Here is a 25,411-nt window from a genome sequence, read left to right as displayed (position 1 = left end):
TTCTCCTACACCGCCACCTCGTCGGACGTGGCGGTCGGCCAGACCGCGACCTCCAACGTCGCCACGGCGCTGCGCGACTCCATCAACAACGCCCTGCAGGGCGGCGGGCGTCTGTCGGGCACCAGCTTCGACGTGGCCAACGTCACGGTGGGCGGCAGCGGCACCCTGACGCTGACCGGTGCGACGACGGCCGGCGTGGCCCGCGAGATGACGGTCAGCGCCTCGGCCACCAACGCCCTGACGAAGAAGATCTCGGAGAGCTTCGCCTCGGGCACCGTGGTGTCGTTCACCGTGGACCGCAAGCTGCTGGAGCAGGCGGCCAACGGCGGCAACGGCATCTCGAGCATCGAGAAGAAGGTCGACATCCAGATCACCGCCACCAGCCTGTCGGGTCAGCAGATCACCCGCGACGGCATGAGCGCGCGCGGCGAGGGCAAGCTGTCGGACGGCGAGAACGCCTTCGCGTTCGACACCGGCACGGTGCGCCTGAACGTCGACGAGAAGACGATCAAGCAGGCGGCCTCGGCCAACTCGGCGGCCAACCTGACGACGGTGCAGGTGACCGACGCGAACAGCTCGAACGACCTGACGGTGCAGTTGAACGAGCGCAACACCAACTCGATCACGGTGCTCAGCCAGAACCTGACGTCCAACGGCCAGGGCCTGCGTCTCGACTACGCGCAGAACGACTGGACGGACCGCGCCGACATCGACAAGGCGGTGGCCAGCATCGACTACGCCAAGGCGCACCTGCGCTCGGCCTCGCAGACGCTGTCGACGAACCTGAACGTCATCACCACCCGCGAGAGCTTCACCAAGGAGTTCAGCGACGTGCTGGTGGAAGGTGCGAACAAGCTGACGCTGGCCGACCAGAACGAGGAAGGCGCCAGCCTGCTGATGTTGCAGACCCGCCAGCAGCTCGGCACCATCGCCCTGTCGCTGGCCAACCAGTCGCAGCAGTCGATCCTGCGGCTGTTCTAAACCGGCACGGGGTATCTGCCTCCATCCTCCTCCGGCCGGCTCGGGCGCTCCCCTGTGGAGCGCCCGTCGCCGTTTTCCGGGGTCCGCCCCGCCCCGGGGCGCTCAGCTCAGCGCAGCGCCGCCTCGACCATGGCGCGGGCGTCCTCGAACAGGCGGCGGCGGCTGTCGGGCAGCGTGTACATCATGTGGCCGCCGTCGTAGACGGGCACCGTCACGCGGTCCCGTTCGCCCGGCGGCAGCTCCAGGCGGGCCGCCACCCAGCGCGACGCCATGTAGGGGGTGATCAGGTCGGTCCGCCCGTGCGCCATCATCACCCGCAGGCCCGGCGTCAGGGCCAGCACGCTTTGCAGGTCGTCGAGCGCGCTCGGCACGCTGCGCCGCGGCCATTCCCAGCGCCGGCTCACCTCGCGGCTCAGCAGCCGGAACGGCACGTCGGTGCGCAGCTCAAGCTCCCGCTGGATGTAGCCGGTGAAGGCGGTGGAGTAGGTGGGCACGGTGCCGGTGAGGAAAGGGTCCAGGGCGATCCGCGGCGACGCCGGATCGGGATCGGGGCCGACGAAGGTGCCGTCGTAGATGCTCACCACCCGCCCCTGCGACCGCAGGATCTCGCGGGCGAAGACGCCGATGGGCACCATGGCGCGGCGCCGCTCCACCAGCTCGGCCGGCAGCCCGATGAGATCCGCCGTCGCCCGGAACAGGGACGCGGACCGCTCGGGCTCGCCGAGGTCGAGACCGGCCAGCCCGGAGACGTAGTCGCCGAGCGCGAAGGCTTCGGCCCGGGCCGCCGCCTCCGCCGGGGTGCCGGCGGTCCGGCCGTGGGCGGCGGCGCTGGCCGCCATGGACGGCAGGCGCAGGGCCCAACCCAACAGGTCTGCCTCGTCGTCGCCGATGCTGCCGAAATCCACGACCGGCGAGACCATGACCAGCCCGTTGACGGCGATCCCCGGCCCCTCGAACAGGGAGCGGGCCAGCCGGGCGATGCGGAACCCGCCGTAACTTTCCCCCACCAACAGCTTGGGCGACTGCCATCGTCCGTGGCGGGCCAGCCACAGGCGCACGATCTCGGTCAGGCTTTCGACGTCCGCGTCGATGTTCCAGTAGCGGGACTCGGCCCCGTCGTCGCGCCCGAGGCCGCGGGAGAAGCCCGTCCCCACCGGATCGATGAAGACCAGATCGGTGAAGCGCAGCCAGGTGTGGGGGTTGTCGTCCACGGGCGCCGGCGGACGCACCAGCGTGCCGTCGTCGGCAAAGCGCACGATGCGCGGGCCGAGCGCTCCCATGTGCAGATAAGCCGACGCCGCTCCCGGCCCACCGTTGAAGACGAAGGCGACCGGGCGATCGGTCCCCCGGTCCGGTCCGTCGAGGGTATAGGTGGTGGTGAAGACGCGCGCCGCGGGGGCATCCCGGGCGGGGTCGTGGAGCGGCAGGAATTCGGCCACGGCCGTATAGGCGAGGTCGCCGTCGGCCAGCGCCAGGGTGTGGCGGGTCAGCGTGCGCTGCGGGTCGAACGGTGCCGGCCGGGCCGACGACGCCGTGTCGGCCGGCGGCGCCCCGGCCTCCTCGGCCCGCAGGCCGGGCGCGGCGCCCGCGGCCAGCGCCAGGAGCAGCGCCGCGACCGGTGCGGCACCGGCGCGGCGGAGCGTGACAGGGTGTGGCATGGGGTCTCCGGCATGGTGGAACGATGGATCGGCCATTGTGGGGCATTCGGATGCCCCGGAAAACCCAACGCCCCCCGGCCGGAAACCTCGCGGATCACACCATCGCAATGGACGCGGCGGTGAGCTGGTCCGGCGCGATGCCGACCAGCTCGATCCGGTTGAACTCCACCCGACCGACCGCCGGCACGCCGGTGTCGCCGAGGTCGATCAGGGCGTAGCCGTCCTCGCTCGCCGTCAGCCGGGTCTCCAGCAGGGTGGCGGCGTCGGTGATGCCGGTGCCGTTGACCCCTGCGGTGATGCGCAGGAGGTCGATCCCCACCTCGAACTCGTACACGCGGTCGACGCCGCTGCCATGGCCGAAGATGAAGACGTCGGCGCCGCCGGCACCGGCGTGGAGGTGGTCGTCGCCCGCCCCGCCGATCAGCGTGTCGTCGCCGAGACCGCCGTAGAGCGTGTCGCGGTCGGCGCCGCCGTCCAGCAGGTCGTTCCCCTGCCCGCCCGCCAGCACGTCGCTGCCGGTGCCGCCGGACAGCGTGTCGTCCCCCGTGCCGCCGTACAGCACATCGCGGCCGAAGTCGCCCAGAAGCAGGTCGTTGCCGGCGCCGCCGTACAGGGTGTCGAACCCCATGCCGCCGTCCAGCGTGTCGGCGCCGCCGCCGCCGTCCAGCACGTCGTCGCCCCAGTTGCCGTACAGCACGTCGTTGCCGAGGCCGCCGTACAGGGCGTCATCGTCCCGGCCGCCGAACAGGGTGTCGTCCCCCTGCCCGCCGAACAGGGTGTCGGCGCCGGTGTTGCCGTACAGCACGTCGGCACCGCCGTTTCCGTACAGCACGTCGTTCCCCTGCCAGCCGGACAGAACGTCGCCGCCGCCGTTGCCGACCAGCAGGTCGGTGCCCCGGCCGCCGTGCAGCGTCTCCGCGGTGCCCGTGCCGACCAGCGTGTCGTTGCCGTCACCGGCGTAGACGGTCGCCACGGTGGTGCCCGCACCCACCGTGAAGGCGGCACCGCCGATCGACCCGGCCGCACCGGGCGTCAGGTCGATCAGTGTGTCGCCGGTGACCGCGGCGGCGTTCACCGTGGCCGGCCCGGCAGCGTCGGTCAGCACCGCGCGCGCCGGATCGGCCGCCGCCAGACGGGCGTAATCGTCGGTGTAGACATGGGTGGTGCCGGCGCCGGCGCTCCCGCCCATGGCGTTGATGGACCAGCCGCCGAGAAGGCCGCCGGTCGTCGCGTCGGCGCTGGCAATGCGCAGCCGCCACAGGCCGGCGGCATCCTCCCCCCAGTTGAGCGTGGTGTTGAACGTCCACTCCAGCGACGACAGGGCGCCGGCGGGAAGCGGGGCGCCGGCCACATTGACGTCCGGCGCCCGGTTGGTCAGCACGCTTTCGGTCCCCCGCGGGGAGATCAGGGTGATCGTCAGGTCGCTCAGGTCGGTTTGGCTCAGCCGCAGGTGCACCTGCACCTGCTCGATCCGCAGGGGCTGGGCGAAGACCGCCGTCACCTCCAGCGCACCGCCGGGGGACAGCGCGGCGGAGGGGGTCTGCACCGCGCCCTGCACCTGCTGCAGGTTGGCGATGGTGCTCTGCCGGGTCCAGGTTTCGGCGAGCCGCACGGCCCCGTGGGCGTCGATGCCGCCGAATCCGTAGTCGTGGCTGACCATGTGGCCACCGCCGTTCCAGTCGCGCGCGCCGTTGGTCGCCCAGCTTGCCCCGTTGCCCGAATCGATCCAGCGGGCGGAGTAGGCCAGGATCTCCTGGACGTCGCGGTAGCCGAGCAGCGGGTTGGCCTGCAGCATCAGCGCCACCACGCCGGCGGAGATGGGCGCCGCCGCCGAGGTGCCGCCGAAGGTGTCGGTGTAGTCACCGTCGTCGTAGCCGGCGCGGCCCACGATGTCGGTGGTGACCACCGACCCGCCGCGGGTCGCCCCCGTCGGACCGGCCACCAGCAGGCTGGCGCCGGGCGTGCTGTAGTCGGCGTAGCGGCCGGTGTGTCCCGCCGCGCCGATCTGGATCATCCAGGGGGACCCGTTGGCACCGTCCTGGTTGGTGTTGAAGGCGCCGGGGTCGCCGGGACCGCGGTCGTTGCCGCCGGCGAACAGGGTGACGGTGCCGAGCCCGCCGCGCCCTTCGGCCGCCAGCCGGTAGCCGATGTCCCACCAGTCCTGCTGGCGCGCCGCCTGGTCGAAGGGGGCGAACATGGGCCCCCAACTGTTGTTGTAGACGTCGGCACCGCCTTCCAGCACCCGTGCAGCGGCAAGGGCGAAGGGCTCCACACTGTCGATCGCCTGGCGGGGCGAGCGCGCGGTGTCGTCGGACAGCATGAAGAACGTCGAATCGTAGGCGACGCCGACCCCGCCGACCCCGTTGAGCGGCGACGCGATCAGCCCGGCGACGCTGGTCCCGTGGGGTTCGTCGGCCGCCGCCGCGTCACGGCTACCGGCCAGCACGTTCCACGACAGCTCCGGCCGGTAGTTGGCTGCCAGGTCGGGGTGGGTCGGGTCGACGCCGCTGTCCTGGATCGCCACCAGGACCCCCCGTCCCGTGTACTCGGGCCACACCCGGGTCACGCGGATGTCATAAGCGTCGGTGAGATCGCCGCCGGTAAGCTGGCCGGTGTTGAACAGGTGCCACTGGGCAGCGAACAGGGGGTCCCGCGGGAGAAAGGTCATGGCCGGTCCTTGCGCAATCCGAGCGGTCAAGTCACGGCTGGAAACCACTTTCTGTCAATCGAAAGTGGCACCCCCTGCGGGCGGGACGGCAAAGCCTCTTGATCTTGCGAATGATTTGCATTATCGAATGCAGTCACCAAGGCCAATGGCGAGAACGGGAGTGCGCCCGCCATGTGCGAACGCTGTGCGAAGACCGCCAAGGACACGCCGGCCGGCAAGGCCCTGGTCGCCCGCCGCGACCGCCTGCCGCTCTGGCTGATTCCGCACTGTTTTCATTGCACCATCGTCGGCACCTGCTTCACCGGGGACGACATGGCGAAGCTGAGCCGCAAGCTGGACCTGCGGGTCGCCGCCGACGCCCGCGCCTACGACATCCATCACCACTTCGTGCAGGCGGCGGCGGAGCCGGGGCCGGCCGGCAAGCTGATGCAGAAGATGCTGGACGAGAAGTTCGGCGGAACCGTCCGCCGATTCGCCGGCGAGACGGACCCGGCGGGCTGGACCGCGCGCTGGGACGAGGCGGTGGCGTCGGGCAACGTCGCCGGCGCCCTGTGGGCGGTGATGACCCTGACCGCCGCCCCCGAGGCGGTGCGCCAGCGCGCCTACGGCGACGTGCACATGATGTCGCATCTGATGGGCGGCGAAACCCGGCAGCGCCTGCGCAGCGTGCAGGAGGCCGAACGCCGCTGCGCCGAGCTGGAGGCCCGCCTGGTGCGCAGCGAACGCGCCGCCACGGAACGGTTGGCCGCCGCCCTGGCGGAGAAGGACGAGCGCATCCGGCGGCTGGAAGCGGCGCTGGCCGACCACCGCCCCGCGCCGGACCGCCGCCCGGCTTCCCCCGCGCCGCGCCGTGCCGCCCGTGCCGAGCGCGAGGCGGTCGCCCTGCGCCGCCGGGTCGCCGCCGAACGGGCCCGCGCCCGCCAGGCGGAGGCGGAGGTGGAGCGGTTGCGCCGCCTGCTGGACGCGCCGGCTCCGGTCGCGACGGCCAGCCGCGCCGACGACGGTCCGGCCGACCTGGACGGCCGCTCCATCCTCTACGTCGGCGGCCGTCCGGCCCTGATGCCCCACCTGCGCGCCGCGGTGGAGGCGCGCAACGGCTCCCTGCTCCATCACGACGGCGGGATGGAACAGGCCACCCGCTGCCTGGAAGGTCTGGTGGAGAGGGCCGACGTGGTGGTCTGCCCCATCGACTGCATCAGCCACGATGCCTGCCTGCGGGTGAAGGGGATGTGCCGCCGCCTGCAAAAGCCTTTCCTGCCGCTGCGCAGCGCCGGCGCCTCCACCTTCACCCGCGCCCTTGGCGCGCTGGGCTTGCCGGGCGCACCATCAGCCCACGCCCTTTCCCGCCCGCAACCGTGATCCGGACCATGGCCAAGCACGATACCGGCAATCCCTGCACCGGCGTCTGCAGATTCGACGCCGCCGGCCTCTGCCGCGGCTGCCTGCGCAGCCGACCCGAGGTGCGCACCTGGAAGCGCCTGGATGACGACGCGAAGGCGGCGATCAACCGCCGCTGCACGCTCGACCGCAAGATCGCCAGGGCCGAGGCCAAGCTGGCCCGGCTGCGCGGCAAACGCGCGGCCCTGGACCCCGCGGATGCCGGCCTGCGCCTGTTCCGGCCGTGAATCAGTGCGGGACGGTGCGGACGTGTTCCGGACGCGAAGCCCGGGTCGCCGGCGCCCGCGGCGGCACGGCGGCCCGCGGCGGTGCGGATGCGGACGCGGCCTCACCGTCGGAACGCCCGTCGGAGCGATGGAACAAAGGAGAGGGAACGGCGTCCTCGACCGCGCAGCCGGCGGCCCGCGAGAACCGCAGGGAGGCGCGGTCGAGGGCCTCCTTGCGGGAGCCGGCGACCAGCAGATAAGTGCGCGGCCAGCCCCCGGCTGCCGCGCGCCGGGTTTCGGGGCGGGTTTCGGGGCCGTGCGCGTCCTCGACGGACCGGGAGATGCGCACCGCCCAGATGCGGCCCGGCCGCGGTTCCAGCCGGTCGAAGACGTAATAGCACTCCATCGGTCCCCGGCGGGTTTCGGCCAGCCGGCGTTCGGCCGCCTCCAGATCCCGCTGCGCCTGGGCGATCCGCACCTCGGCCAGGCGCAGGGCCTCGTCGGCCTCCGCCCCCTGCCGCCGCACCTCCCGGATGTGCCGGTCCAGGTCGTGCAGCGCGCGCTCCTCGTGCCGGATGTCGCGCCCCAGCGCATCCAGCCGCCGCTCCCCGCGCCGGTTCACCAGCACCGCGATACCGAGCAGCAGGACGGCGGCGTAGATGAGGAGGGCGATCATGGCCGGGCCGCAGCCTCATCCGCCCCGCTGCGGGGACCGCCGGCCACCGCCTCCGGGTCGGGCCGAAGGCTGCCCGCAAGCACGCCCGATGCCGGCGGGAACACCCGGTTCAGCGTGATCATCGCCGACTCCGCGTCGGGCGCCCGCACGATGGCGACGTTGCGGCGCTCCCAGATCTCCCGGGCGAAGACCAGGCGGCGGGTTTCCACGCGCGCGAAGTCGGGGGCGGTGCGCAGGTCGCACCGGTAGCGTTCGTATCCGGGGTGCACCGCTCCCAGTTCATGAACCAGTTCGATCTTGTCGGCGGCGGCGGCGCGGGTGGCGGCGTCCGTGCGCACGCGCCGGGTTTCCAGTTCCCCGCACTCGCCCTGCCGGGTCCGGGTCAGACGCTCGACGCCCGCGATGCGGCGCCGCATCGCCTCGATCTCGTCGGTGCGGGCCTGCACGACCTGGCGAAGCGCGCTGAGCCGGCGCGCCTGCGACGCCGTGCGCACGGTGGTCAGGATCAGCGACACTCCCAGCGCCGCGGCGCTGATGACCGCCAATCCCGTCGCGAACATCTCCAGGGGTGACATGGCCGGACCTCAGGTGGCGGACCCGCCGTTCCCGCCCGCGCCGTGGTGCAGCAGGTCGGCGAGACGCCGGAGATCGCCGCGGTCGGGACGGCACCGGCCCATCGGTCGGCCGGTGGCGAGGTGGCGGCGCACCGCGCCGACCACGTCGAGAAGGCGCTCCGTCCCGGCGGGGTCGCCGGACAGCACCTCCAGTTCCGCCAGCGACCGCAGGCGCAGACGCTCCGCCCAGCGCAGCGCCTCGTCGGACGCCAGCACCCGCTCGATGGGCGCGAATCGCGCGTGCCCGGCGATCACTTCCTGCGCCACGGCCACATCCTCGCCCATCCGCGGCGCCAGCGCCTGCCACCATGCGCCGGCGTCGACCGCATGGATGCGCCCCGCCGGCAGGCGGTCGGCGGCCAACGCCGCGTCGTCGCGCACCATGGCCGGCTCCAGCCACCGCATCCACAGGCGTTGCGCATGGGCACGCCGCGGGCCGTTCAGCACGTCCAGGACGATATCGCCGAGACGGCCGGCCAGCGCCCCGTCCGCCGGCGGCCGGTCGGTGTAGTGGTCGTAGAGGCGCAGCATCGTCGCCCGGTCCAGACGACCGATGAAGACGCGGACCGTCTCATAAGGTTCAGCGAAGGCGCCGTGCCGCATGTCCATGTCGAACTCCCGTCACCGATCCGGGGCGGGCGCCGTCCCGCCGGCCCGATCCGACGGGAGAAGTCTACGGCGCCGCGCTGCGGTGCGTCAGACATCTTTGCGCAGGAGTATGGACAGGACGCGACCTTTTGCAACATTTTGCGACGAATGCCGAGCATTTCGTCGCGGGCACGCCGGCCGCGGCGGCACGGCTGTTCGGATGGTTCCTAATCGTCGTTTGACGGCGCCGGTCGCGGATGGTTTGCTCGATTGACGTCTTCAGCGTGACGATCCGGCGGGGTATGGTGCTCGACGATCCATTGTTCGGACCCGAAGAGGCGGAGGAGGAGCCGGCCGGGCGGGCGGAGGCGGCTCCCTGGACCGTCCTGGTGGTCGACGACGACCCGCAGGTCCACGCGATGACCCGCGTGCTGCTGCGCGACTTCGAATTCGAGGGGCGCCCGTTCGACGTGGTCAGCGCGCTGAGCGCGGCGCAGGCGGAAGAGCTTCTGATCCGCCGGCCGGACATCCCGGTGCTGCTGCTCGACGTGGTGATGGAGACCAGCGACGCCGGGCTGCGCCTCGTCCGCCGCATCCGCGAGGATCTGGGCAACCGCCGGCTGCGGATCATCCTGCGCACCGGACAGCCCGGCCAGGCCCCCGAGCGCGACGTGGTCGTCGGCTACGACATCAACGACTACAAGGCCAAGAGCGAGCTGACGGCGCAGAAGCTGTTCACCGCCCTGGTCGGCGCGCTGCGGGCGTGGCGCGACATCGTCACCATCGAACGCCACCGGGAGGGATTGCAGCGCATCCTCGACGCCGCCGCGCCGCTGTTCGCCACCCGGTCCATGCGCACCCTGATCGAGGGGATGGTCGATCGTCTGCCCGGCGTGGTCGGGCAGACGGACGGGGCGGTGCTGGCCTGCCGCGAAACGCCGGGTCCGGGCGGCTCCCGCGCGACGGTGGTGGCCGGCTCCGGCCGCTTCGCCGGGGCGATCGGCCGGCCGGTCGGCGACGTCCTGTCCGCCGATGCCGCCGCCGCCGTCGCCGGCGCCTTCTCCGGCGACGGCGGCGTGTACGGGCACGACCGCTGCATCCTGGCCTTCCGCACGCTGGAGCACGGGACCACCGTCTTCCTCCTGGAGCGGCCGCAGCCCTATGGCGAGGACGACCACCGGCTGCTGCGACTGTTCGGCGAGCGCATTGCCGCGGGCTTCGACCAGGCCTGCCTGTACGAGGATCTGCTGGCGCTCAACCGAACGCTGGAACACCGCGTCGCCGAGCGCACCGCCGAGCTGGAGGCCGGCCGCCTCGCCCTGGCCGCCGCCAGGGATCGCGCGGAAACGGCGCTGGCCCGCGAGATGGAGGCGCGCCGGCGTCAGCAGCAGTTCGTCGCCATGGTCAGTCACGAGTTCCGCACGCCCCTGGCCGTCATCGACAGCTCGGCCCAGATGATGGCGCGCCGGGCCCGGGAGGCCGCTCCGGACCTGCTGGACCGGCTGGCCGTGGTGCGCACCGGCGTCCAGCGGCTGACCGGCCTGATCGAAACCTACCTGACGGACGAGCGGCTGCAATCGGGGTCCCTGACGATCGACCGCCGCCGGGTCGACCTGGCCCGACTGCTGCACGCCATGGTGGAGCACCAGCGCATCGCCTGCCCCGACCACGCCTTCACGCTGGATACGGAGGGCGACCCGCTGCCGGTGGACGCCGACGCCCACCTGCTGGAGCTGGTGTTCGCCAACATCCTCGGCAACGCGGTGAAGTACGCCGCCGGCGATCCGCGGATCGCGGTGCGCGCCGGCCGTGACGGCGACCGGGTGGTGGTGGCGGTGCGCGACCACGGCTGCGGCATTCCCGCGGCCGAGATCCCCCGCGTCTTCGACCGCTTCTTCCGGGGCAGCAACACCGCGGGCGTCATCGGCACCGGCATCGGCCTGCACACGGTGAAGCAGATCGTGGAGTTGCACGGCGGCACGGTGGAGGTCGAGAGCGCCGACGGCGCGGGATGCACGTTCCGGGTGCGGCTGCCCGCCGCCGGCGACGCCGGCTGACCGCCGCCGGGGACTTCCCTGTGGCCGCGGCGCGCCGATGATGAGATAGTCGGGGCCGGGATCATCCCATACCCGCCGCCGCCCGCCGGCGGCGCGGTCCAACACGGTTCGAGCGGACGTTCCTCCATGCTGGCCCAACGGTATGCCGCCTTCAAACAGGACCTCGACGCCAAGGGGATCATCTTCTCCTTCAGCGGCTACGTGTCCGAAGGCATCCTCTATTCCCTCGGCGAGGCGCTGCGCGAGAAGATGACGCTGGAGGAGGCCGACGGCCCCACGGTGCGCCGGGTCTTCTCGGTCTTCGTCGAGCAGATGCAGAACATCATCCGCTACTCCGCGGAGAAGATCACCGCCGGCGACGGCCGCTCCATCGAGCTGAGCGCGGGCATGGTCACCATCGGGATGGAGGATAAGACCTTCTTCATCGTCTGTGCCAACACCCTGCGCAGCGACGACGTGCCGGTCCTGAAGGAACGGCTGGACTTCCTGCAGGGTTTGGACAAGGACGCGATCAAGGCCTATTACCGCGAACAGCTCCGCGAGGCGCCGGACGAGGGCAGCCGCGGCGCCACCATCGGGCTGATCGAGATCGCCCGGCGCGCCAGCGCCCCCATCGAATACGACTTCGCGCCGCTGGACGACGGGAAGAGCTTCTTCTGCCTGAAAGTGCGGATCTGAGATCGTCATGGACGCTCTGCGCATAGACGCGACGCGGCGGACCCCGCTGGTCGACTTCGATTTCCCGGCGGGCGTGCTGAGGCTGGCGGGGGAGTCCTATCCCGACGATTCCGCCTCGTTCTTCGGTCCGGTGCTGACGGCGCTGCGCGAATGGCTGGCCGCCTCGGACGTGCCGGTGCGCCTGGACGTGGAACTGGTGTACTTCAACAGCTCCAGCGCCAAGGCGCTGATGAACATGTTCCAGGCGCTGGAGACCGCCGCCGCCGGCGGTCGGCCGGTCCGCGTGATCTGGCGCTGCGACGAGGACGACGACGCCATGCGCGAGTTCGCCGAGGATTTCTCCGAGGACCTCGACCATGTGGAGTTCACGGTCGCCGAACGGTTGGACGCGGCCGGATCGGGACGGGACGACGCGGCATGAGCTTCAACCTGTTCGCCGCCGAGGAACAGGTAATCGAGCACGCCGACCGGCTGCGGGAGCGGCTGGCCGACGTCGCCCCGGAGTGCTGCGAGGATCTCGGCGCGCTGATCGACGCCTTCCGGCGCTCCTATCGTGACCAGCGCCGGCTGGTGCGGGTCAGCGACCGCTTGCAAGCCCAGCTCGCCGCCGCCAACGAGGAGCTGGAGCGCCGCCGCAACGAGGCGGAAACGGCGCTGGTGCACCTGCGCGAGGCGCAGGACATCATCGTGCGGTCCGAACGGCTGGCCTCGCTGGGCGCGCTGGTGGCGGGCGTGGCGCACGAGATCAACACGCCCGTGGGCATCGCCGTCTCCTGCGCCTCCCACCTCGCCGATGCCACGCAGCGGCTGCGCGACACGGTCGACCGCGGCGCGCTGGGGCGCAGCGACTTCACCCGCTATCTCGCCACGGCCACCGACACCACCGCCCTCATCCTGGCCAACTGCGAGCGGGCGGCGGCGCTGATCCACAGCTTCAAGCAGGTGGCGGTGGACCGCGCCAGTTCCGAACGGCGCGTCTTCAAGCTGGGTCCCTACATCCGCGAGGTGCTGCTGAGCCTGCAGCCCGAACTGCGCCAGGGCAACCACACGGTGACGGTGGACTGCCCGCCCGAACCGGAGCTGGACGGCTTTCCCGGCGCGGTGTCGCAGATCCTGACCAATCTGGTGCTCAACGCTCTCCAGCACGCCTACCGCGACGGCCGGCCCGGCACCATGACCATCCGGGTCACCGGCGACGACCCGGTGGAGCTGGTCTTCGCCGACGACGGCGCCGGCATCGCCCCCGACGATCTGCCCCACGTGTTCGAGCCGTTCTTCACCACCCGGCGCGGCGAGGGCGGCAGCGGGCTCGGCCTGCACATCGTCCACAACCTGGTGGTCGGCCCGCTGGGCGGCACCATCACGGCGGCCAGCGAGCCCGGCCGGGGCACCGCCTTCACGCTGCGCTTTCCCGCCCGCGCCCCCATGCCGCACGAGGACGGAGCCGCGGGCTGAGGCCGGCGGCGGCGATCACACCACGCGGACCGTGGCGGAGAAGACGTAGCCGACTCCGTGCACCGATTTCAGCGGCGTCGAGTCGCCCAGCGCCGACTCCATCTTGTGGCGCAGGCGGCCGACGACCGTGTCGATGGAGCGGTCCTCGGGGTTCCAGCGGCGGCTGTGGACGGCCATGGAGATCTGGTCGCGGGTCGCCGGCTGGCGGGCCAGTTCGGCCAGCAGGCTCATCAGCTTCATCTCGGTGCTGGTCAGCGACATGGTGACGCCGCCGGGGCTGGTCAGCGTCCATTCCGTGGCGTCGAGGGTCCAGCGCGGCTCGTCGGCGGGGGCGGAGTCCGCGGCGGCGGGAGCGGCGGCGGGAATACCGTCGAGCCGGCGCAGCAGCGACTTCACCTGCGCCTCCACCTCGCGCATCTCCACCGGCTTCACCAGATAGGCGTCGGCCCCGATCTCCAGCCCCACCACGCGGTCGATGGTGGAGCTGCGCGCGGTGACCATGATGACGCCGATCGCGGGGTGGTCGCGCAACCGCGCCGCAAGCGCGAATCCGTCGTCGCCCGGCAGATTGACGTCAAGCAGCACCACCCGCACCGTCCGGGTCGCCAGGAGATCGCCCAATTCGCGGCCGTTCTTCGCACCGACGGCGTCGAACCCGCAGTCGCGCAGATACTCGACCAGATCACGGCGCAGCAGAGGTTCGTCTTCGACGACGGCGATCACCGGTGCTGGCATGAATACACACAGCCGTTGTTGTCCGAAGGCGCAGGCCGGAGCCCCGCCATTCATATATCCGTATGTCGCGGTGCGCAAGATGGCAACCCGCGCGTGTCAATTCCCTTTCGCGTTCGGGCGCGGAATGGCCGTCGGCGTCAGCCCGCGGGCTCCGCCTCCGCGCGCTCCGCGGCCGCTTCCACCGGAGCCCCGGCGGCGGTCGGGGCGAAGGCGATGAAGGTCACGTCGTCGCGCCGCGGCTCGCCGCCGCGGTAGGTGTCGAGGGTGTCGAGCAGCCGGGACGCCACCGCCGCCATGGACAGACCGGCGGCACCTTCCAGAACCTCCTGCAGGCGGCGCCGGCCGAACAGCAGGCGCTTGGGACCGCCGACGTGATCGGTCACGCCGTCGGTGTGGAGATAAACCCGCAGATCCGGCCGCAGGGGCAGATCGTGCCGTACGAAGTGCGCGCCGGCCCGCGCTCCCCGGCGGTAGCCGAGGCTGGCCCGCGTGCCCCGGATCAGGTGCAGCGCCCCGTCGGCGTGGTAGAGCAGCGGCAGGTTGGCGCCGGCGAAGGACAGGCGGCCGGCGGCGGGGTCGATGATGCACACCGCCGCGTCCAGCCCGTCGTCCGACGACTCGGCATCGTCGTCCGCGGCGTCCTGGCGCAGGGCGGCGCGCACCATGGCGTCCATGCGCTCCAGGATGACGGCCGGGTCGTGCTGCCCGTGGTCCTGCAGGATGCGGGTGAAGGCGGAGGAGGCGATGGCGGTCATCACCGCTCCCGGCACCCCGTGCCCGGTGCAGTCCATCAGGGCGACCACGCAGCGGCCGTCCACCGCGCCGATCCAGTAGCAATCGCCGCCCACCACGTCGAGCGGCTGCCAGACCACCGCCACGTCGCGCAGCAGCCCGCCGTGGGCGTCGGCCGGCGGCAGCAGGGACCGCTGGATGCGCCGGGCGTAGCGCGTGCCTTCGTCCACCGAAGCCAGCGCCGCCTCCAGGTCCCGCGACTTGGCGGCCAGCGCCGCTTCGCGCGCGGCGACGGCGTCGACGAAATGGCGGAAGGCGCGACCCATGTCGGCGATCTCGTCATCGCCCTCGACCGGCACGGGGACCGCGGCCCCGCCGGCATTGGCGGTCATGCACCGCTTCAACTCCAGAAGCCGGCCGATCACCCGGCCGCGCACGTACAGCACCACCAGCAGGGCGGCCAGCACCGCCACGCCGCCGATGGCCAGCAGGCCGCGGTAGGCGGTCGCGATGAACACGCCGAAATCCCGCCGCTCCGCGGCGATGGCGCCCTGCAGGTCGGTGAAGGTGCGCGACACGGTCGCCACGAACCGCCCGGCCACGACGGCGTTCTGCGCCAGCAGCCCGCGGGTGCGCGCGGCGATGTCGATCTGGCGGTGGCGCAGGGCGAACACGCTCTCCGGCCCCTCCGCCAGGGCCGCGACGGTGTCGAGCACCGCCAGCAGGCTGTGGGCGTGGGCCGGCGGCAGTTCGCGCAGGGTGCCGCGGCCCTGCTCCAGAAGGACGCGGACGTCGGCCTCCATGGGGGCGAGCGCGGCGGCGATGGGCACCACGGCCACCGGCAGCATGCGGTCGATGGCCAGATTGACGGTGGCGGTGAAGGACCGCAGGCTGTCCAGCCGGGCCACCGCGGTCTCCAGCTCGCCCTCGCCGGCGGCCCCGGTGAGGGCCGCCCCGGTGAGCGCCTCGACCCGCCGCAGGTCGCGGGCGGTGGTGCCGAGCCGGACGACGCTGTCCAGCAGGGCCTGTTCCGCGGCGTGCCGCTGCGCCACCAGGTCGGCGATCCGGTCGAGGCTTTCGGCCAGCAGCGGGCGGTACCCGGCCAGCGCCGCCACCGCCGCGGCATCGGCGCCCGACGCCTCCAGTTCGGCGAACGCCTCGTCCAGCAGGGCGAACAGGTCGCCGGTGCTGCGGACCTGCCGCTCCAGCTCGAACCCGTCGGCGGAGGCCACCAGGCGCGGCGCGCTCGCCGCCACGATCTGGCTCTGCTGCGCCAGCTTCGAGAAGGCGACGAGATGCCCGGTGCGGGTGAGCGCGATGTGATCGAACCCGCGGCGGAACTCCGCGGCGCCGTAGACGGCGACCGCGACGGCGGCCACCGTCAGCACCGCCAGCCCGAGCAGGCCGGCGATCAGGCGGCGGGCCACCACCGGACGAGTTTGCGCCACGCTCCCCTCCCCTCGACGCCGACCGTACCGGCATTCCTCTTATACGGTGGGCGAACGGGGAGCCAGGAACAATTGCGGCACGAACGATCGCCGGCGGATCACCCCGCGAACCGGTCGAGCGCCAGGGCCAGCGCGGCGCGCAGGGTGGCGGCCAGCACCTCCTTCGGTGTGCCCTCGAACCGCCGCTCCTCCACCCGCACCGCAGCGCCGCGGCGCGCGACGGCGATGTAGACGAGGCCGGGCGGCTTGCCGCACCGCGGCCCGGGGCCGCCGACGCCGGTGACCGCCAGCGCCAGCGTGGCACCGGGCGCACGGGCGAGCGCCCCCTCGGCCATCCGCTGCGCCACCTCGGGATGGTAGGGGGTGAGGCGGTCCAGAAGGTCCGCCGGCACGCCCAGGGCATCGGTCTTCAATTCGGTGCGGTAGGTGACGAAGGCGCCCTCCACCACGTCGGAACTCTCGGGCACGGCGGCCAGCGTGGACCCGATCAGGCCGGCGGTGCAGGATTCCGCCGTCACCACCCGGTCGCCCGACGCCTTGCACGCCTCCACCAGCGCGCAGGCCAGGGCTGTGGCGTCGGCGGGCACCGTGAACCATCCCGCGTCGGAGTGCAGCACGGCCGGGCGGAAGAAGCGGGCGTCCAGGGTGTCGATCGCCGTGAACCGATCGTCGATCGGATGCTCCAGCCGGATCGGGTTGACGCGCTTGAACCACGTCCGGCCGAGGCGGGTCATCACGTTGCGGTGGACCAGGGCAGCCCGCTCGTCGCCGAGGAGCCCCAGCCGCTCCGGCAGCGCGTCGGCGGTCAGGTCCGGGTCGCGGAAGGCGGCGTCCATGATGGCGAACACCATGACGTCCCATTCCAGATAGCTGGCGCCGAGCTGCGCCTCGTCGCCCGCGTCGATGCCCAGCCCGTCGGTGGGCGTCGCCCGCCACGTCCGTTCCGGCACGCCATAGGCGCGGGCCATCCACGGCACCTCCCACGATTTCAGCAGCGACTGCACCGGGGCGATGTCGCCCACGTCTCCGTGCAGGGTCCAGAAGCCGGCCCCCAGCTCCGACAGGTTGTCGGTGGAGGCGACCACGCCGCCGAAGCGGTGGGCCTGGTCGTAGAGGGTGATCATCCGCAGCCGGGCGCGCAGGTTGCCGCGCCGGATGCGCCGGGCGGTATCGCCCGCCCCGGGCAGGTCGGGGTCCAGCCCGCCCAGCGTGGCGACCAGCGCGCGGTACTGGTCGGAGAGGTCGAGGTGGAGGTGCTCCAGCCCCAGCGCCCGGCACGCTTCGACGCCGCGCTCGGTCTCCTCGGGGGCCTGCTCGATGGGCAGGGTGTAGCCGACCACCCGCCAGCCCGCCCGCTTCAGCAGCGCCGCGGTCAGCGCGCTGTCGACACCGCCGGACATCCCCAGCACCGCCGTCCCCACCCCCGCCTGCGCGCGGTAGGCGGCCAGGTCCGCGACCAGACGGGTGCCGACGGTGTCCAGCTCGCTCTCCGGCAGGAACAGGCCGCGCGCGACCTGCTCCTCGAACCGGCGGGCGAGCCACGGCGACAGCGGCCCGATCCGGGCCTGCCGGCTGAGGTCGAGGATGCTGTCCTGAAGCGTCATGGCGGTCGGGTCCCCCTTGGCCGTTGCTGTCCACGGGAAGATCAACACGGGAATCGGCCGGACGGCCCGCCGCAGGCCGGAAACGTCCCGCCCCCGGTCTTGCAACCGGCGGTCCGGTCCGGCAGCGTAGCCGGTCGCGACGCTCCGCCGCTCCTGACGAGGGACCCCTGCACGATGACGCTGCGCTACGCGACCGTCCGGCAACTCCAGATCTTCGTGGAAGCGGCCCGCACCCTGTCCTTCGCCCGCGTCGCCGAGCGGCTGAACCTGACGCCCGCCGCCATCTCGTTCCAGATCCGGCAGATCGAGGGGTTGAGCGGCTTCCCCCTGTTCGAGCGGGTGGGGCGCCGGGTGGTGCTGACCGACGCCGGGCGCGAGCTGCTGCCCTGCGCCCGCATGGTGCTGGACACGCTCACCGCCGCCGACCAGCGCATGCAGGCGCTCAAGGGGGTGAGCAGCGGCCACGTCACGCTGGGGCTGGTGAGCACGGCCACCTACATCGTGCCGCACCTGATGGGGCGCTTCCAGGCCGACCACCCCGCCGTCACCATCACGCTGCAGGACGGCAACCGGCGCCGCATCCTGGAGGCGCTGACCGGGGGCGAGGTGGACCTGGCCGTGATGGGTGCGCCGCCCGACGGCGCGGAGGTGGACGCCGCCCCCTTCGCCCCCCACCCCACGGTGCTCATCGCCGCCCCGTCGAACCCGCTGGCCGGCGCGCCGGGCCCGCTGCCGCTTGCGGCCCTGGCCGGCCAGCGCTTCATCGTGCGCGAGGACGGGTCGGGCACGCGCGCCCTGATGGAGCGGTTCTTCCGCGCCGCCGGCTTCGTCCCCGACATCGCCATGACGTCCAGCAGCAACGAGATGATCAAGCAGGCGGTGATGGCCGGCATGGGCGTGGCCCTGATCTCCCGCCACACCATTGCGCTGGAGCTGAGCGGCGGCCTGCTGTGCACGCCGGCGGTGGAGGGGCTGCCCCTGATGCGCTCCTGGTATGTCGCGCAGCGCCGCCACACGCCGGCCCTGCCGGTGCAGGCCAGCCTGCGCCGCTTCCTGGTCGAACGGGCCGGCGCGCTGATCGAGGGCGGTCAGGCGGCGGAAGGGGCGGACTGATTCCGGTCCTTCCGCATTCCCGGTTCCGCCTCCCCGGTGGCCCCGCCGATCGGGTCCACCGCGCTCCCGGCCCTGAATTCACCGGTATCTCGTTCCGAATGGTTGTGATACCGGCGGCAATTGATGGACGTGATCAATTGCCGACGGTATGCGAGGTCATCGCAGGCGCCGCGCGGCGTTGGCCTGTGCCTCCCGGATCAGACCGAAATACATGTTCTCCTTGTCGGGGTACCAGGGCATGGAGCCGATGGAGCCGAAGCCGGGGATCGTCTCCATGTGCGCGACCATGCGGGCGCGCATGCGCGCGTCGGGAAGCGGACCGGTCATCGCCCGGACGTTGTCGCTCATATGGTCGGGGTTCGAAGTGCCGCACAGCACGCTCGTGACGGCGGGATGCGCCATGACCCATTTGAGGAAGAACTGCGCCCAACTCGTCGCGCCGAATTCCTGCGCGAAATCCGGCAGCGACCGTCCCTCGACCACCTTCATCAGGCGTGCCTTTTCGAGCGGCAGGTTGATCAGCACGCCGACGCCCTTGTCGGCTGCAGCCGGGAGCAGGCGGCGCTCGGCGTCGCGGTTGAAGATCGAGTAGTTGGTCTGGATGAAATCGACGTCGTCGCGTTCGACGATCGCCAGCAACTGGTCCTGCGCCGCCGACTCGTGATGGGTCACGCCGACATGGCGGATGAGGCCTTCCCGCTTCCACGCCTTCATCAGCGGGACGATGACCGGCGCGTTGGTGATGCTGTGGCATTGCATGAGATTGATGGTGTTGCGCCAGGTCCGCAGCCGCGACTGCCGGAAGCTTTCCTCGGCGTGGCTTTCATCACCGAGATATTCTCCGGTGGCCCAGACCTTGTTGGCGAGGAACATCTCGTCGGATCCTTCGAACTCGCCCATGAACTGGCCGACGCTCACCTCGGCCGAGCCGTAGAGAGGCGAGGTGTCGACGACGCGGCCACCCGCGGCGACGTAGCGTTCGAAGACCTGCCGGAGGTCGGCGCGGGGATCCCCCGGCTTCAGGTCGAAGGTGAGGAAGGTGCCGAGGCCGAGCATGGTGACCCGTTCGCCGGTGCGCGGCACGATGCGGGTGAGCACCTCGGGACCGGCACCCGAGGCCGGGGCCGCGGACGTCGCACCCGTTGTCTGCGCGACGGCGACGGCAGGGGCGGCCAGAGCCAACCCGGTCGCCGCCGCACCCATGGTTCCGAGAAAGCCGCGCCGATCGATCTTCGACTGGTCCATGAAATGTCTCCTGCGTCTCGGAAGCCTTTGTCAGAACTGCCAGTTGGCGGGAACCCAGGCGTAGCCGCCGTCGGTCTTGAGCATCCGGCCGAGGCCGGGGAAGGGGAAATGGAAGCCGAGCACCGGGATGCCATCGGTGGCGGCCATGTCGAAGATGCGCCGGCGCGACGCGAGAGCCGTATCCTTGTCACGGTCCGGGCCGGGCAGCCACGGCCGGTCGACGTTGACGACCGGGTGATAGGCAAGGTCCGCGGTCAGCAGCAATTGATCGTCCCCGGAATGGACGAGGAAGGTCGCCATGCCCGGCGTGTGTCCGGCGGCGGCGATCGTCGTGAGGCCGGGCACGATCTCGGCGCCGGCTTCATAGAGTTCGACGTCGTTCCTGACCGGTTCGAGGCTGCTCTTGATGGCGGCGGCGAAGCGCACGCGGAAATCCTCCGCCACCGGCATGTAGGAAAGATCCGGGTCGGTGCGGACGAAGAAATCCCAGTCCGCCTTCGGGGCGAAAACCAGGGCACGGGGAAAAGCCTTGCCGCCGTCTGCGGTTCTCAGGTTGCCGACATGATCGGGATGGGTGTGCGAGACGACGATCGCATCGATGTCGGCGGGCCCGAGGCCGATCGCCGCCAGGTTTTCAAAGATGCGGCCGCCGTTCGGACCCATCGTGGTGCCGGCGCCCGCCTCGAGGAGAATCCGCCGGCCGCCGGCCTCGATCAGAAGCGTGTTCAGGTTGAGCGTCATGTGGTCGGACGGCAGGAAGGCTCGCCGCAGAGCCTCCTGAAGCTCCACCTCGGGCGCGTCGCTGGCATAGACGCGAGGCGGGCCGCCGATGACGCCGTCGCTCAGGACGGTCGCTCCGATCGCGCCGACGCGGAAGCGGTAGTGACCGGCGTTGCCGCTCGGCGAGGGCGCCGTCTGCGCCATTGCACGGCCCGAGCCGCCCGGACCCGGAACGAACACGCTCGATGCGCCCGCGACGGCGGTGAGCATGATGGCGCGTCGGTTGAGAGTGAAGGCATTCATGGGTCGTCCCTTCCTGGCTGGGCACCCTCGCGCTTCGGTCAGTCCGACCGGGGCCGGATCCGACCGGTGAATGGAAGCGGGAAGAGCGCAACGGTTCGCGTTGCCAACCATGACAGAGGGCCATTGCTCTGATAAGCTGCGCAAATATGATCAGCTCGATTAGAAAAACTTCGCAATGACCCCGGTGCGCCTCGACAGCCTCGACGTATTCGCGTCCATCGTCCGCTGCGGCGGTTTCCGCGCCGCGGCGCTCGAGCGCGGGGTTTCCTCGTCGGCCCTGAGCCAAACCATGAACGCCCTGGAAGAGGCTCTCGGCATTCGACTCCTCAATCGGACGACGCGGAGCGTGTCGCCGACCGAGGCCGGACAGCGCCTCCTCGAACGTCTCGCCCCTGCGTTGAGTGAGATCCGGCTCGCCATCGCGGAGGTCGACGAGTTGAGGGAGAGTCCGTCCGGAACCTTGCGGATCAATGCGCCGGCGCCCGCGGTCGATCATCTTCTCTGCCCGTTGGTCTTCGACTTCATGGATATCCATCGCCAGGTGAAGATTGAAATCGTCAGCGATGCGGCGGTCATCGACATCGTCGAGCAGGGTTTCGATGCCGGCGTCAGATTCGGCAAGCAACTGGCGCAGGACATGATCGCGCTCCCGCTTGGACCGGCGCTGCGGTATGCGATCGTCGCCTCACCGGACTACATCGAGAGGCAGGGCAAACCGCAGGTGCCGCAGGATCTTGCAAGCCATGACTGCGTCAAGCGCAGGTTTCCGGGCGGCACCCTCGCCACATGGCGATTTGCCGATGCCAACGAAGAGATCGAAATCGCACCCACGGGGCGCCTGACGGTCAGCACAGCGCATAATGAACTGCAGGCGGCGCTGGCCGGCAGGGGAATTGCCCATGTTCTCGATGATTACGCCAAACCCCATATCCTGAGCGGCCGGCTGGTGGAGCTTCTCTCCGATTGGAGCCCGATTTTGCCGCACTGGTTCCTGTATTACTCCAGCCGCCGCCTCCCGAGCGCTGCCATGCGGGCCTTTCTCGATTACATCAGAAGCTACGACTGGCAGGCCCGAACGTGACGGCGCCCCGGCCGGGCTCGCCGCGCAACGGCACGGGTCGGGCCTGCCCATCCTTGACATTCGTTCGCTACCTTGCAATTATTGTATGGTAGCGAACGAATTGAAGGGGCCTTCACATGGGGGATCAGGCAAACCCGGAGCACCTTTCCGTGGCAGCGTGGACGAAGCGGTGTTACTTCGCGGGCCGCGCCCTCATGGATGCGACCTTGCGGCCCTACGATCTGGGAGCCACGCAATGGTACGTCCTCTGGCATCTCGCGAACAACGGCCCGACGGTTCAGCGTGACCTCGGACGCACACTTGACCTTGAACGGGCAACCTTAAGCGGCATCATCTCCACTCTCGTCCGCAAAGACCTGGTCGCGCAGACCTCAAGCGGAGACGATCAGCGTCAGCGTTTGCTGACGCTGACAGCCGCAGGTGAGGCGCTGTGGCGCAAACTTCCTGATCTTTCTTTCATTCACGACACTGCATTCGGCGGCATTGATGAGGCCGATCTGGCCACGACCATCCACGTCCTGCGATCGGCGACCGAACGACTGCAAAACCTGCTGCGAAAGGATTGAGCAGATGACCCTGCTGATAACCGGGGCCACCGGGCTTGTCGGCGAACGACTTCTTCCGCGGTTGGTGGAAGCCGGCTTTTCTTGCCGTGTCCTGCTCCGGGCGGGCAGAATCTGCCCTGAGGGTGCAGAGGCAGCGACCGGCGACATTCTCGACCCTTCGACCCTCCCGAACGCCGTCCGCGGCGTTTCAGCCATCGTGCATCTGGCCGCGGTGTTTCGCACGCAGGACACCGATCTCATCTGGAAGAGCAACCGCGATGGGACACGCAACCTGATTGCCGCCGCGAGTGCTCATGCTCCCGACGCGCGGTTCATCATGTCGAGCACCAGCCATGTCTACAACAACGACAATCCACATCCGGGCCGCGAAGATGACCCGGTCGATCCCCGGCATGCCTATCCGGCGAGCAAGGTGGCCGCAGAAAAGGAACTGCGCGAAAGCGGTTTGAACTGGTCCATCATCCGGTTCCCGTTTGTATATGGTGACGGCGACGGACATCTCGAATCGCTTCCCAAGCACGTCAGCACCTGGCATCCGGCGCAACGAATGAGCACGATTCACCATCGTGACGTCGCTACGGCGGTCAAGCTGGCGCTGGACGGTGCGTTCGATCGGCGCATCGTGAACGTCGCGGACGAAGCGCCGGTGTCCATCTATGAACTCTCAGGCATGCTCGGCGCCCGGATGAAATCGAGCGCCGAGCCTCTTTCAAACCCCTGGTACCTGCACGTGGACAGTTCCCTTGCCCGCAGCCTGGGCTTTCGCCCCGGTGTCCGAACCGTTTATCAAGCCCGGCAAGAGCGGTTGATGTGACACGCAATGCTGCAGTTCCGGTCGATGCCCGGTCCTTCCGCCCCCGGCACCGGGACCCGGCTCCCTACTCCGTACCGTACAGCCAGTCGGCGGCCCAGGCGCCCATGACGCCCGTGGTGATGACGGCGATGCGGCTGAACGCCTGGGTGGCGGAGGAGGCGACGGCGCCGCCGGCCGAGGCGGCGCCGGCACCGGCGTAGTACGGCAGGGCGCCGAGGGTGCCGGCGGTCATCAGGTTGCCGGCAGCGACGCCGGCCAGGGCGCCGGCGCCCAGGGTCAGCCAGTACCGGTAATCGGTCTCGTGGCCGGTCCACTGGTCGTAGGCGTAGGTGGCGCCCAGCGCGCCGGCGCCGGCCGACAGGGTGGCGAGGATGCGGCTGCCGAGCGCCACGTCGTAGGGCACCGCGGCGAGGGCGCCGCCCGCCAGCGGCACGGTGCCGAGCGGGCCGGTCAGCACGTTGAAGGCGACGATGCCGACGATGGCGCCGGCGCCGAGCGCCATGAGATGGCGGTCGACCGGCCAGCCGGCGGCCGCGGCCTCGGCAGCCTCGGGAACGGTGTCGGGAACGGCGGGGGCGGCCTGCGGTGCCACCGGGGCGGCCGGTGCCGCGTCCTGCGCGTGGACGGCGGCGGGCGCCAGGGCGAGCGAGGCGGCGAGTGCCAGGGCAAGGGTGCGGCGCATGGTGGTCGTCCTCACTCGGCGCTGTAGAGATAGTGGGCGATCCAGGCGCCGGCGACGGCGCTGCTGACGGCGTAGACGCGGCTCATGGCCACCGACATCTCGGCCGGCACCATCATCCCCGCGGCATAGGCGGCCCCGCCCGGAATGGACCCGACGCCCAGCGCCACGAGGTTGAAGCCGACCACGCCGGCGATGGCGCCGAGCCCGACGACGAGCGGCAGGTAATCGGCCGAAGGGGGCACCGCCGCCGTCTCCGGCACCATCGGAGCGACGGCCGGCGGCGCCGGCTCGGTCACCGTCTGGGCGTGCGCAGGGGCGGCGTGCAGCAGAACCGGCCCGCAGGCCAGCAGCACCACGAGCAGGGCGGATAGAAAGCGGCGCATCAAGGCACTCCGTCGAATCGGTCGGTGGTCGCATCGGCCCCGGCGCATCCGATCGGCTGGGGGTCCCGAACGGGTGGGGAGAATACCCGAGAGACTCGGCATCCGCCAAGGGAGGTAACGCGAAGATCCTGTGTCAAACGTGACATCCGGCAGACCGATTATCCCGGTTGATACGCTCACGCGCTGCGGGCAAGGGCTTGCGGCGGCCGCTCCGCCCCGATCACCGGATCCACCGCTTCGAAGGCGCCGTCGCGCCATTCCACCACCCAGGCGCCGGGCCGGCCGCCGCGGCAGCGCAGCAGTTCCACCCGCCAGCGCGCCGGCCCCACCCCCGGTTCGCCGGCGGGCGGAACGCCGGGGACGGCGGCGATGCGCCAGCGGGTCACCGCCGCCCCGGCCCCCCGCGGCTCCTCCCGGGGCAGCAGCAATCCGGTCACTCCGCCGGCCTCGGCCGCCAGTTGCAGGCGCCGGCCGGCGGTCAGGTCGGTGCGGCCGACTTCGCCCAGCACCGCCGACACGGCCCGGCAGCGCAACGCCTCCTCCATGGCCCATAGGGCCTCGGCGTCGCGGCGGACCCGCACGGCGATCAGCCGCTCCGGCCCCAGCCCGTAGGCGGCCAGGCCGGGGGCGTGCAGATCGCGCCCGCGCACGATCCACACCGCCGGCCCGCTGCCGGCCCGCGCCAGGCGGGCCAGCAGGGCCGCCGCGAAGGCGGTGCCGGCGCCGGGATCGTCGCCGGCCATCAGTTCGTGCAGGCAGCCGGGGGGCAGGCCGCCCTCCGGCAGGGCGTCGTCGATCCCCGCCACCCCGAACGGCAGCACCCGCCCGTCCGCCGCCCCGCCGATCCCCTCCAGCCGCCGGATGCGCGCCCGCAACCCGGCGAGCACCGCCGCCTTCGGGGCGGGGGTGGGCACGGGCACGGAAGCGGATGGCGGGAGCGGACCGGGCATGGGCGAACCTCCGGGGACAGGGGGTGTGTTCCCGGTATGTTCTAGCATGCCACGGC

At 71.3% G+C, this 25,411-nt stretch carries 24 protein-coding genes; 11 read left to right on the top strand and 13 right to left on the bottom strand.

Features of this window, described 5'->3' with window-relative positions; genetic code table 11:
• Positions 1–981, top strand: a 981-nt coding sequence (locus G472_RS39470; RefSeq protein ID WP_029008692.1) for a flagellin, incomplete at its 5' end; no start/stop codon positions are given.
• Between the two features lie 107 nt (positions 982–1,088).
• Here the strand turns inward: G472_RS39470 and G472_RS0112615 are convergent.
• Together G472_RS0112615 and G472_RS0112610 are read right to left on the bottom strand one after the other, a co-directional pair.
• The gene (locus G472_RS0112615) at positions 1,089–2,639 is read right to left on the bottom strand and encodes a S10 family peptidase (RefSeq protein ID WP_051340742.1); all 1,551 of its coding nucleotides are present in this window, start codon (positions 2,637–2,639) and stop codon (positions 1,089–1,091) included.
• Positions 2,640–2,733: 94 nt separating this feature from the next.
• Positions 2,734–5,307 carry a S8 family serine peptidase gene (locus G472_RS0112610; protein WP_029008690.1) on the bottom strand — a complete coding sequence of 858 codons (2,574 nt, stop codon included), beginning with the start codon at positions 5,305–5,307 and terminating at the stop codon, positions 2,734–2,736.
• Between the two features lie 171 nt (positions 5,308–5,478).
• Here G472_RS0112610 and G472_RS40145 point away from each other — a divergent pair, with 171 nt between their 5' ends.
• Complete coding sequence (locus G472_RS40145; protein ID WP_029008689.1) at positions 5,479–6,666, top strand: DUF2325 domain-containing protein; 1,188 nt, start codon at positions 5,479–5,481, stop codon at positions 6,664–6,666.
• Positions 6,667–6,674: 8 nt separating this feature from the next.
• Positions 6,675–6,932 (top strand): DUF1289 domain-containing protein, encoded by a 258-nt coding sequence (locus G472_RS0112600; protein ID WP_035692152.1) that lies wholly within the window; start codon positions 6,675–6,677, stop codon positions 6,930–6,932.
• A gap of 1 nt (position 6,933) precedes the next feature.
• Here the strand turns inward: G472_RS0112600 and G472_RS0112595 are convergent, their stop codons facing one another.
• The 3 genes from G472_RS0112595 to G472_RS0112585 are packed head-to-tail and all read right to left on the bottom strand — an operon-like array spanning position 6,934 to position 8,810.
• Entirely contained in the window at positions 6,934–7,587 is a 654-nt protein-coding gene (locus tag G472_RS0112595; protein ID WP_029008687.1) for a hypothetical protein, read from the bottom strand.
• Positions 7,584–8,162: a hypothetical protein gene (locus G472_RS37100; RefSeq protein WP_051340741.1), complete on the bottom strand. Its 579-nt coding sequence runs from the start codon at positions 8,160–8,162 to the stop codon at positions 7,584–7,586. Before G472_RS37100 ends, G472_RS0112595 begins: the two co-directional genes overlap by 4 nt.
• A gap of 9 nt (positions 8,163–8,171) precedes the next feature.
• A complete protein-coding gene (locus G472_RS0112585) occupies positions 8,172–8,810 on the bottom strand; it encodes a hypothetical protein (RefSeq protein WP_029008686.1) in 639 nt (212 codons plus the stop codon).
• 236 nt (positions 8,811–9,046) lie between these two features.
• On the opposite strand from G472_RS0112585, the gene G472_RS0112580 reads away from it, so the two are divergent.
• The 4 genes from G472_RS0112580 to G472_RS0112565 all read left to right on the top strand — a co-directional run bounded on the left by G472_RS0112580 (position 9,047) and on the right by G472_RS0112565 (position 12,979).
• Positions 9,047–10,846: a hybrid sensor histidine kinase/response regulator gene (locus G472_RS0112580; protein ID WP_051340740.1), complete on the top strand. Its 1,800-nt coding sequence runs from the start codon at positions 9,047–9,049 to the stop codon at positions 10,844–10,846.
• A 126-nt stretch (positions 10,847–10,972) separates the two neighbouring features.
• Complete coding sequence (locus G472_RS0112575) at positions 10,973–11,524, top strand: SiaB family protein kinase (protein WP_029008684.1); 552 nt, start codon at positions 10,973–10,975, stop codon at positions 11,522–11,524.
• A gap of 7 nt (positions 11,525–11,531) precedes the next feature.
• Positions 11,532–11,945 carry a DUF1987 domain-containing protein gene (locus tag G472_RS0112570; RefSeq protein ID WP_035692149.1) on the top strand — a complete coding sequence of 138 codons (414 nt, stop codon included), beginning with the start codon at positions 11,532–11,534 and terminating at the stop codon, positions 11,943–11,945.
• Complete coding sequence (locus G472_RS0112565; protein ID WP_029008682.1) at positions 11,942–12,979, top strand: sensor histidine kinase; 1,038 nt, start codon at positions 11,942–11,944, stop codon at positions 12,977–12,979. Before G472_RS0112570 ends, G472_RS0112565 begins: the two co-directional genes overlap by 4 nt.
• 15 nt (positions 12,980–12,994) lie before the next feature.
• On the opposite strand, the gene G472_RS0112560 is transcribed toward G472_RS0112565, so the two are convergent.
• From G472_RS0112560 to nadE, 3 genes are all read right to left on the bottom strand, one after another.
• On the bottom strand, positions 12,995–13,714 hold the full coding sequence (locus tag G472_RS0112560) for a response regulator transcription factor (protein WP_029008681.1): 720 nt from the start codon (positions 13,712–13,714) through the stop codon (positions 12,995–12,997).
• Positions 13,715–13,851: 137 nt separating this feature from the next.
• Positions 13,852–15,894: a SpoIIE family protein phosphatase gene (locus G472_RS37095; RefSeq protein WP_156927098.1), complete on the bottom strand. Its 2,043-nt coding sequence runs from the start codon at positions 15,892–15,894 to the stop codon at positions 13,852–13,854.
• 98 nt (positions 15,895–15,992) lie between these two features.
• The gene (gene nadE / locus G472_RS40140; protein ID WP_029008680.1) at positions 15,993–17,498 is read right to left on the bottom strand and encodes an NAD(+) synthase; all 1,506 of its coding nucleotides are present in this window, start codon (positions 17,496–17,498) and stop codon (positions 15,993–15,995) included.
• A gap of 174 nt (positions 17,499–17,672) precedes the next feature.
• Here nadE and G472_RS0112545 point away from each other — a divergent pair, with 174 nt between their 5' ends.
• Positions 17,673–18,611 (top strand): LysR family transcriptional regulator, encoded by a 939-nt coding sequence (locus G472_RS0112545; protein ID WP_051340738.1) that lies wholly within the window; start codon positions 17,673–17,675, stop codon positions 18,609–18,611.
• A gap of 156 nt (positions 18,612–18,767) precedes the next feature.
• Here the strand turns inward: G472_RS0112545 and G472_RS0112540 are convergent, their stop codons facing one another.
• Both G472_RS0112540 and G472_RS0112535 read right to left on the bottom strand, forming a co-directional pair.
• Entirely contained in the window at positions 18,768–19,856 is a 1,089-nt protein-coding gene (locus G472_RS0112540; RefSeq protein ID WP_029008678.1) for an aldo/keto reductase, read from the bottom strand.
• A 30-nt stretch (positions 19,857–19,886) separates the two neighbouring features.
• Positions 19,887–20,879 carry an MBL fold metallo-hydrolase gene (locus tag G472_RS0112535; protein ID WP_029008677.1) on the bottom strand — a complete coding sequence of 331 codons (993 nt, stop codon included), beginning with the start codon at positions 20,877–20,879 and terminating at the stop codon, positions 19,887–19,889.
• A 175-nt stretch (positions 20,880–21,054) separates the two neighbouring features.
• On the opposite strand from G472_RS0112535, the gene G472_RS0112530 reads away from it, so the two are divergent.
• The 3 genes from G472_RS0112530 (at position 21,055) to G472_RS0112520 (ending at position 23,340) form a co-directional block, all read left to right on the top strand.
• Positions 21,055–21,960, top strand: a complete 906-nt coding sequence (locus G472_RS0112530; protein ID WP_029008676.1) for a LysR family transcriptional regulator — start codon at positions 21,055–21,057, stop codon at positions 21,958–21,960.
• A gap of 149 nt (positions 21,961–22,109) precedes the next feature.
• Positions 22,110–22,526 carry a MarR family winged helix-turn-helix transcriptional regulator gene (locus G472_RS0112525; protein ID WP_245593469.1) on the top strand — a complete coding sequence of 139 codons (417 nt, stop codon included), beginning with the start codon at positions 22,110–22,112 and terminating at the stop codon, positions 22,524–22,526.
• Positions 22,527–22,530: 4 nt separating this feature from the next.
• A complete protein-coding gene (locus tag G472_RS0112520; protein ID WP_029008674.1) occupies positions 22,531–23,340 on the top strand; it encodes an NAD-dependent epimerase/dehydratase family protein in 810 nt (269 codons plus the stop codon).
• Positions 23,341–23,404: 64 nt separating this feature from the next.
• Here G472_RS0112520 and G472_RS0112515 read toward each other — a convergent pair whose 3' ends face one another.
• The 3 genes from G472_RS0112515 to G472_RS32840 form a co-directional block, all read right to left on the bottom strand.
• Positions 23,405–24,022 carry a hypothetical protein gene (locus G472_RS0112515; RefSeq protein ID WP_029008673.1) on the bottom strand — a complete coding sequence of 206 codons (618 nt, stop codon included), beginning with the start codon at positions 24,020–24,022 and terminating at the stop codon, positions 23,405–23,407.
• Positions 24,023–24,033: 11 nt separating this feature from the next.
• Positions 24,034–24,405, bottom strand: a complete 372-nt coding sequence (locus G472_RS0112510; protein WP_029008672.1) for a hypothetical protein — start codon at positions 24,403–24,405, stop codon at positions 24,034–24,036.
• 176 nt (positions 24,406–24,581) lie between these two features.
• Entirely contained in the window at positions 24,582–25,355 is a 774-nt protein-coding gene (locus tag G472_RS32840) for an ImuA family protein (RefSeq protein WP_051340737.1), read from the bottom strand.
• Between the last annotated feature and the right edge of the window lie 56 nt (positions 25,356–25,411).

Source organism: Azospirillum halopraeferens DSM 3675 (assembly GCF_000429625.1).
GTDB lineage: Bacteria > Pseudomonadota > Alphaproteobacteria > Azospirillales > Azospirillaceae > Azospirillum > Azospirillum halopraeferens.
The sequence above is the reverse complement of the archived record's forward strand: the minus strand, read 5'-3'. Positions and strand labels throughout refer to the sequence as shown.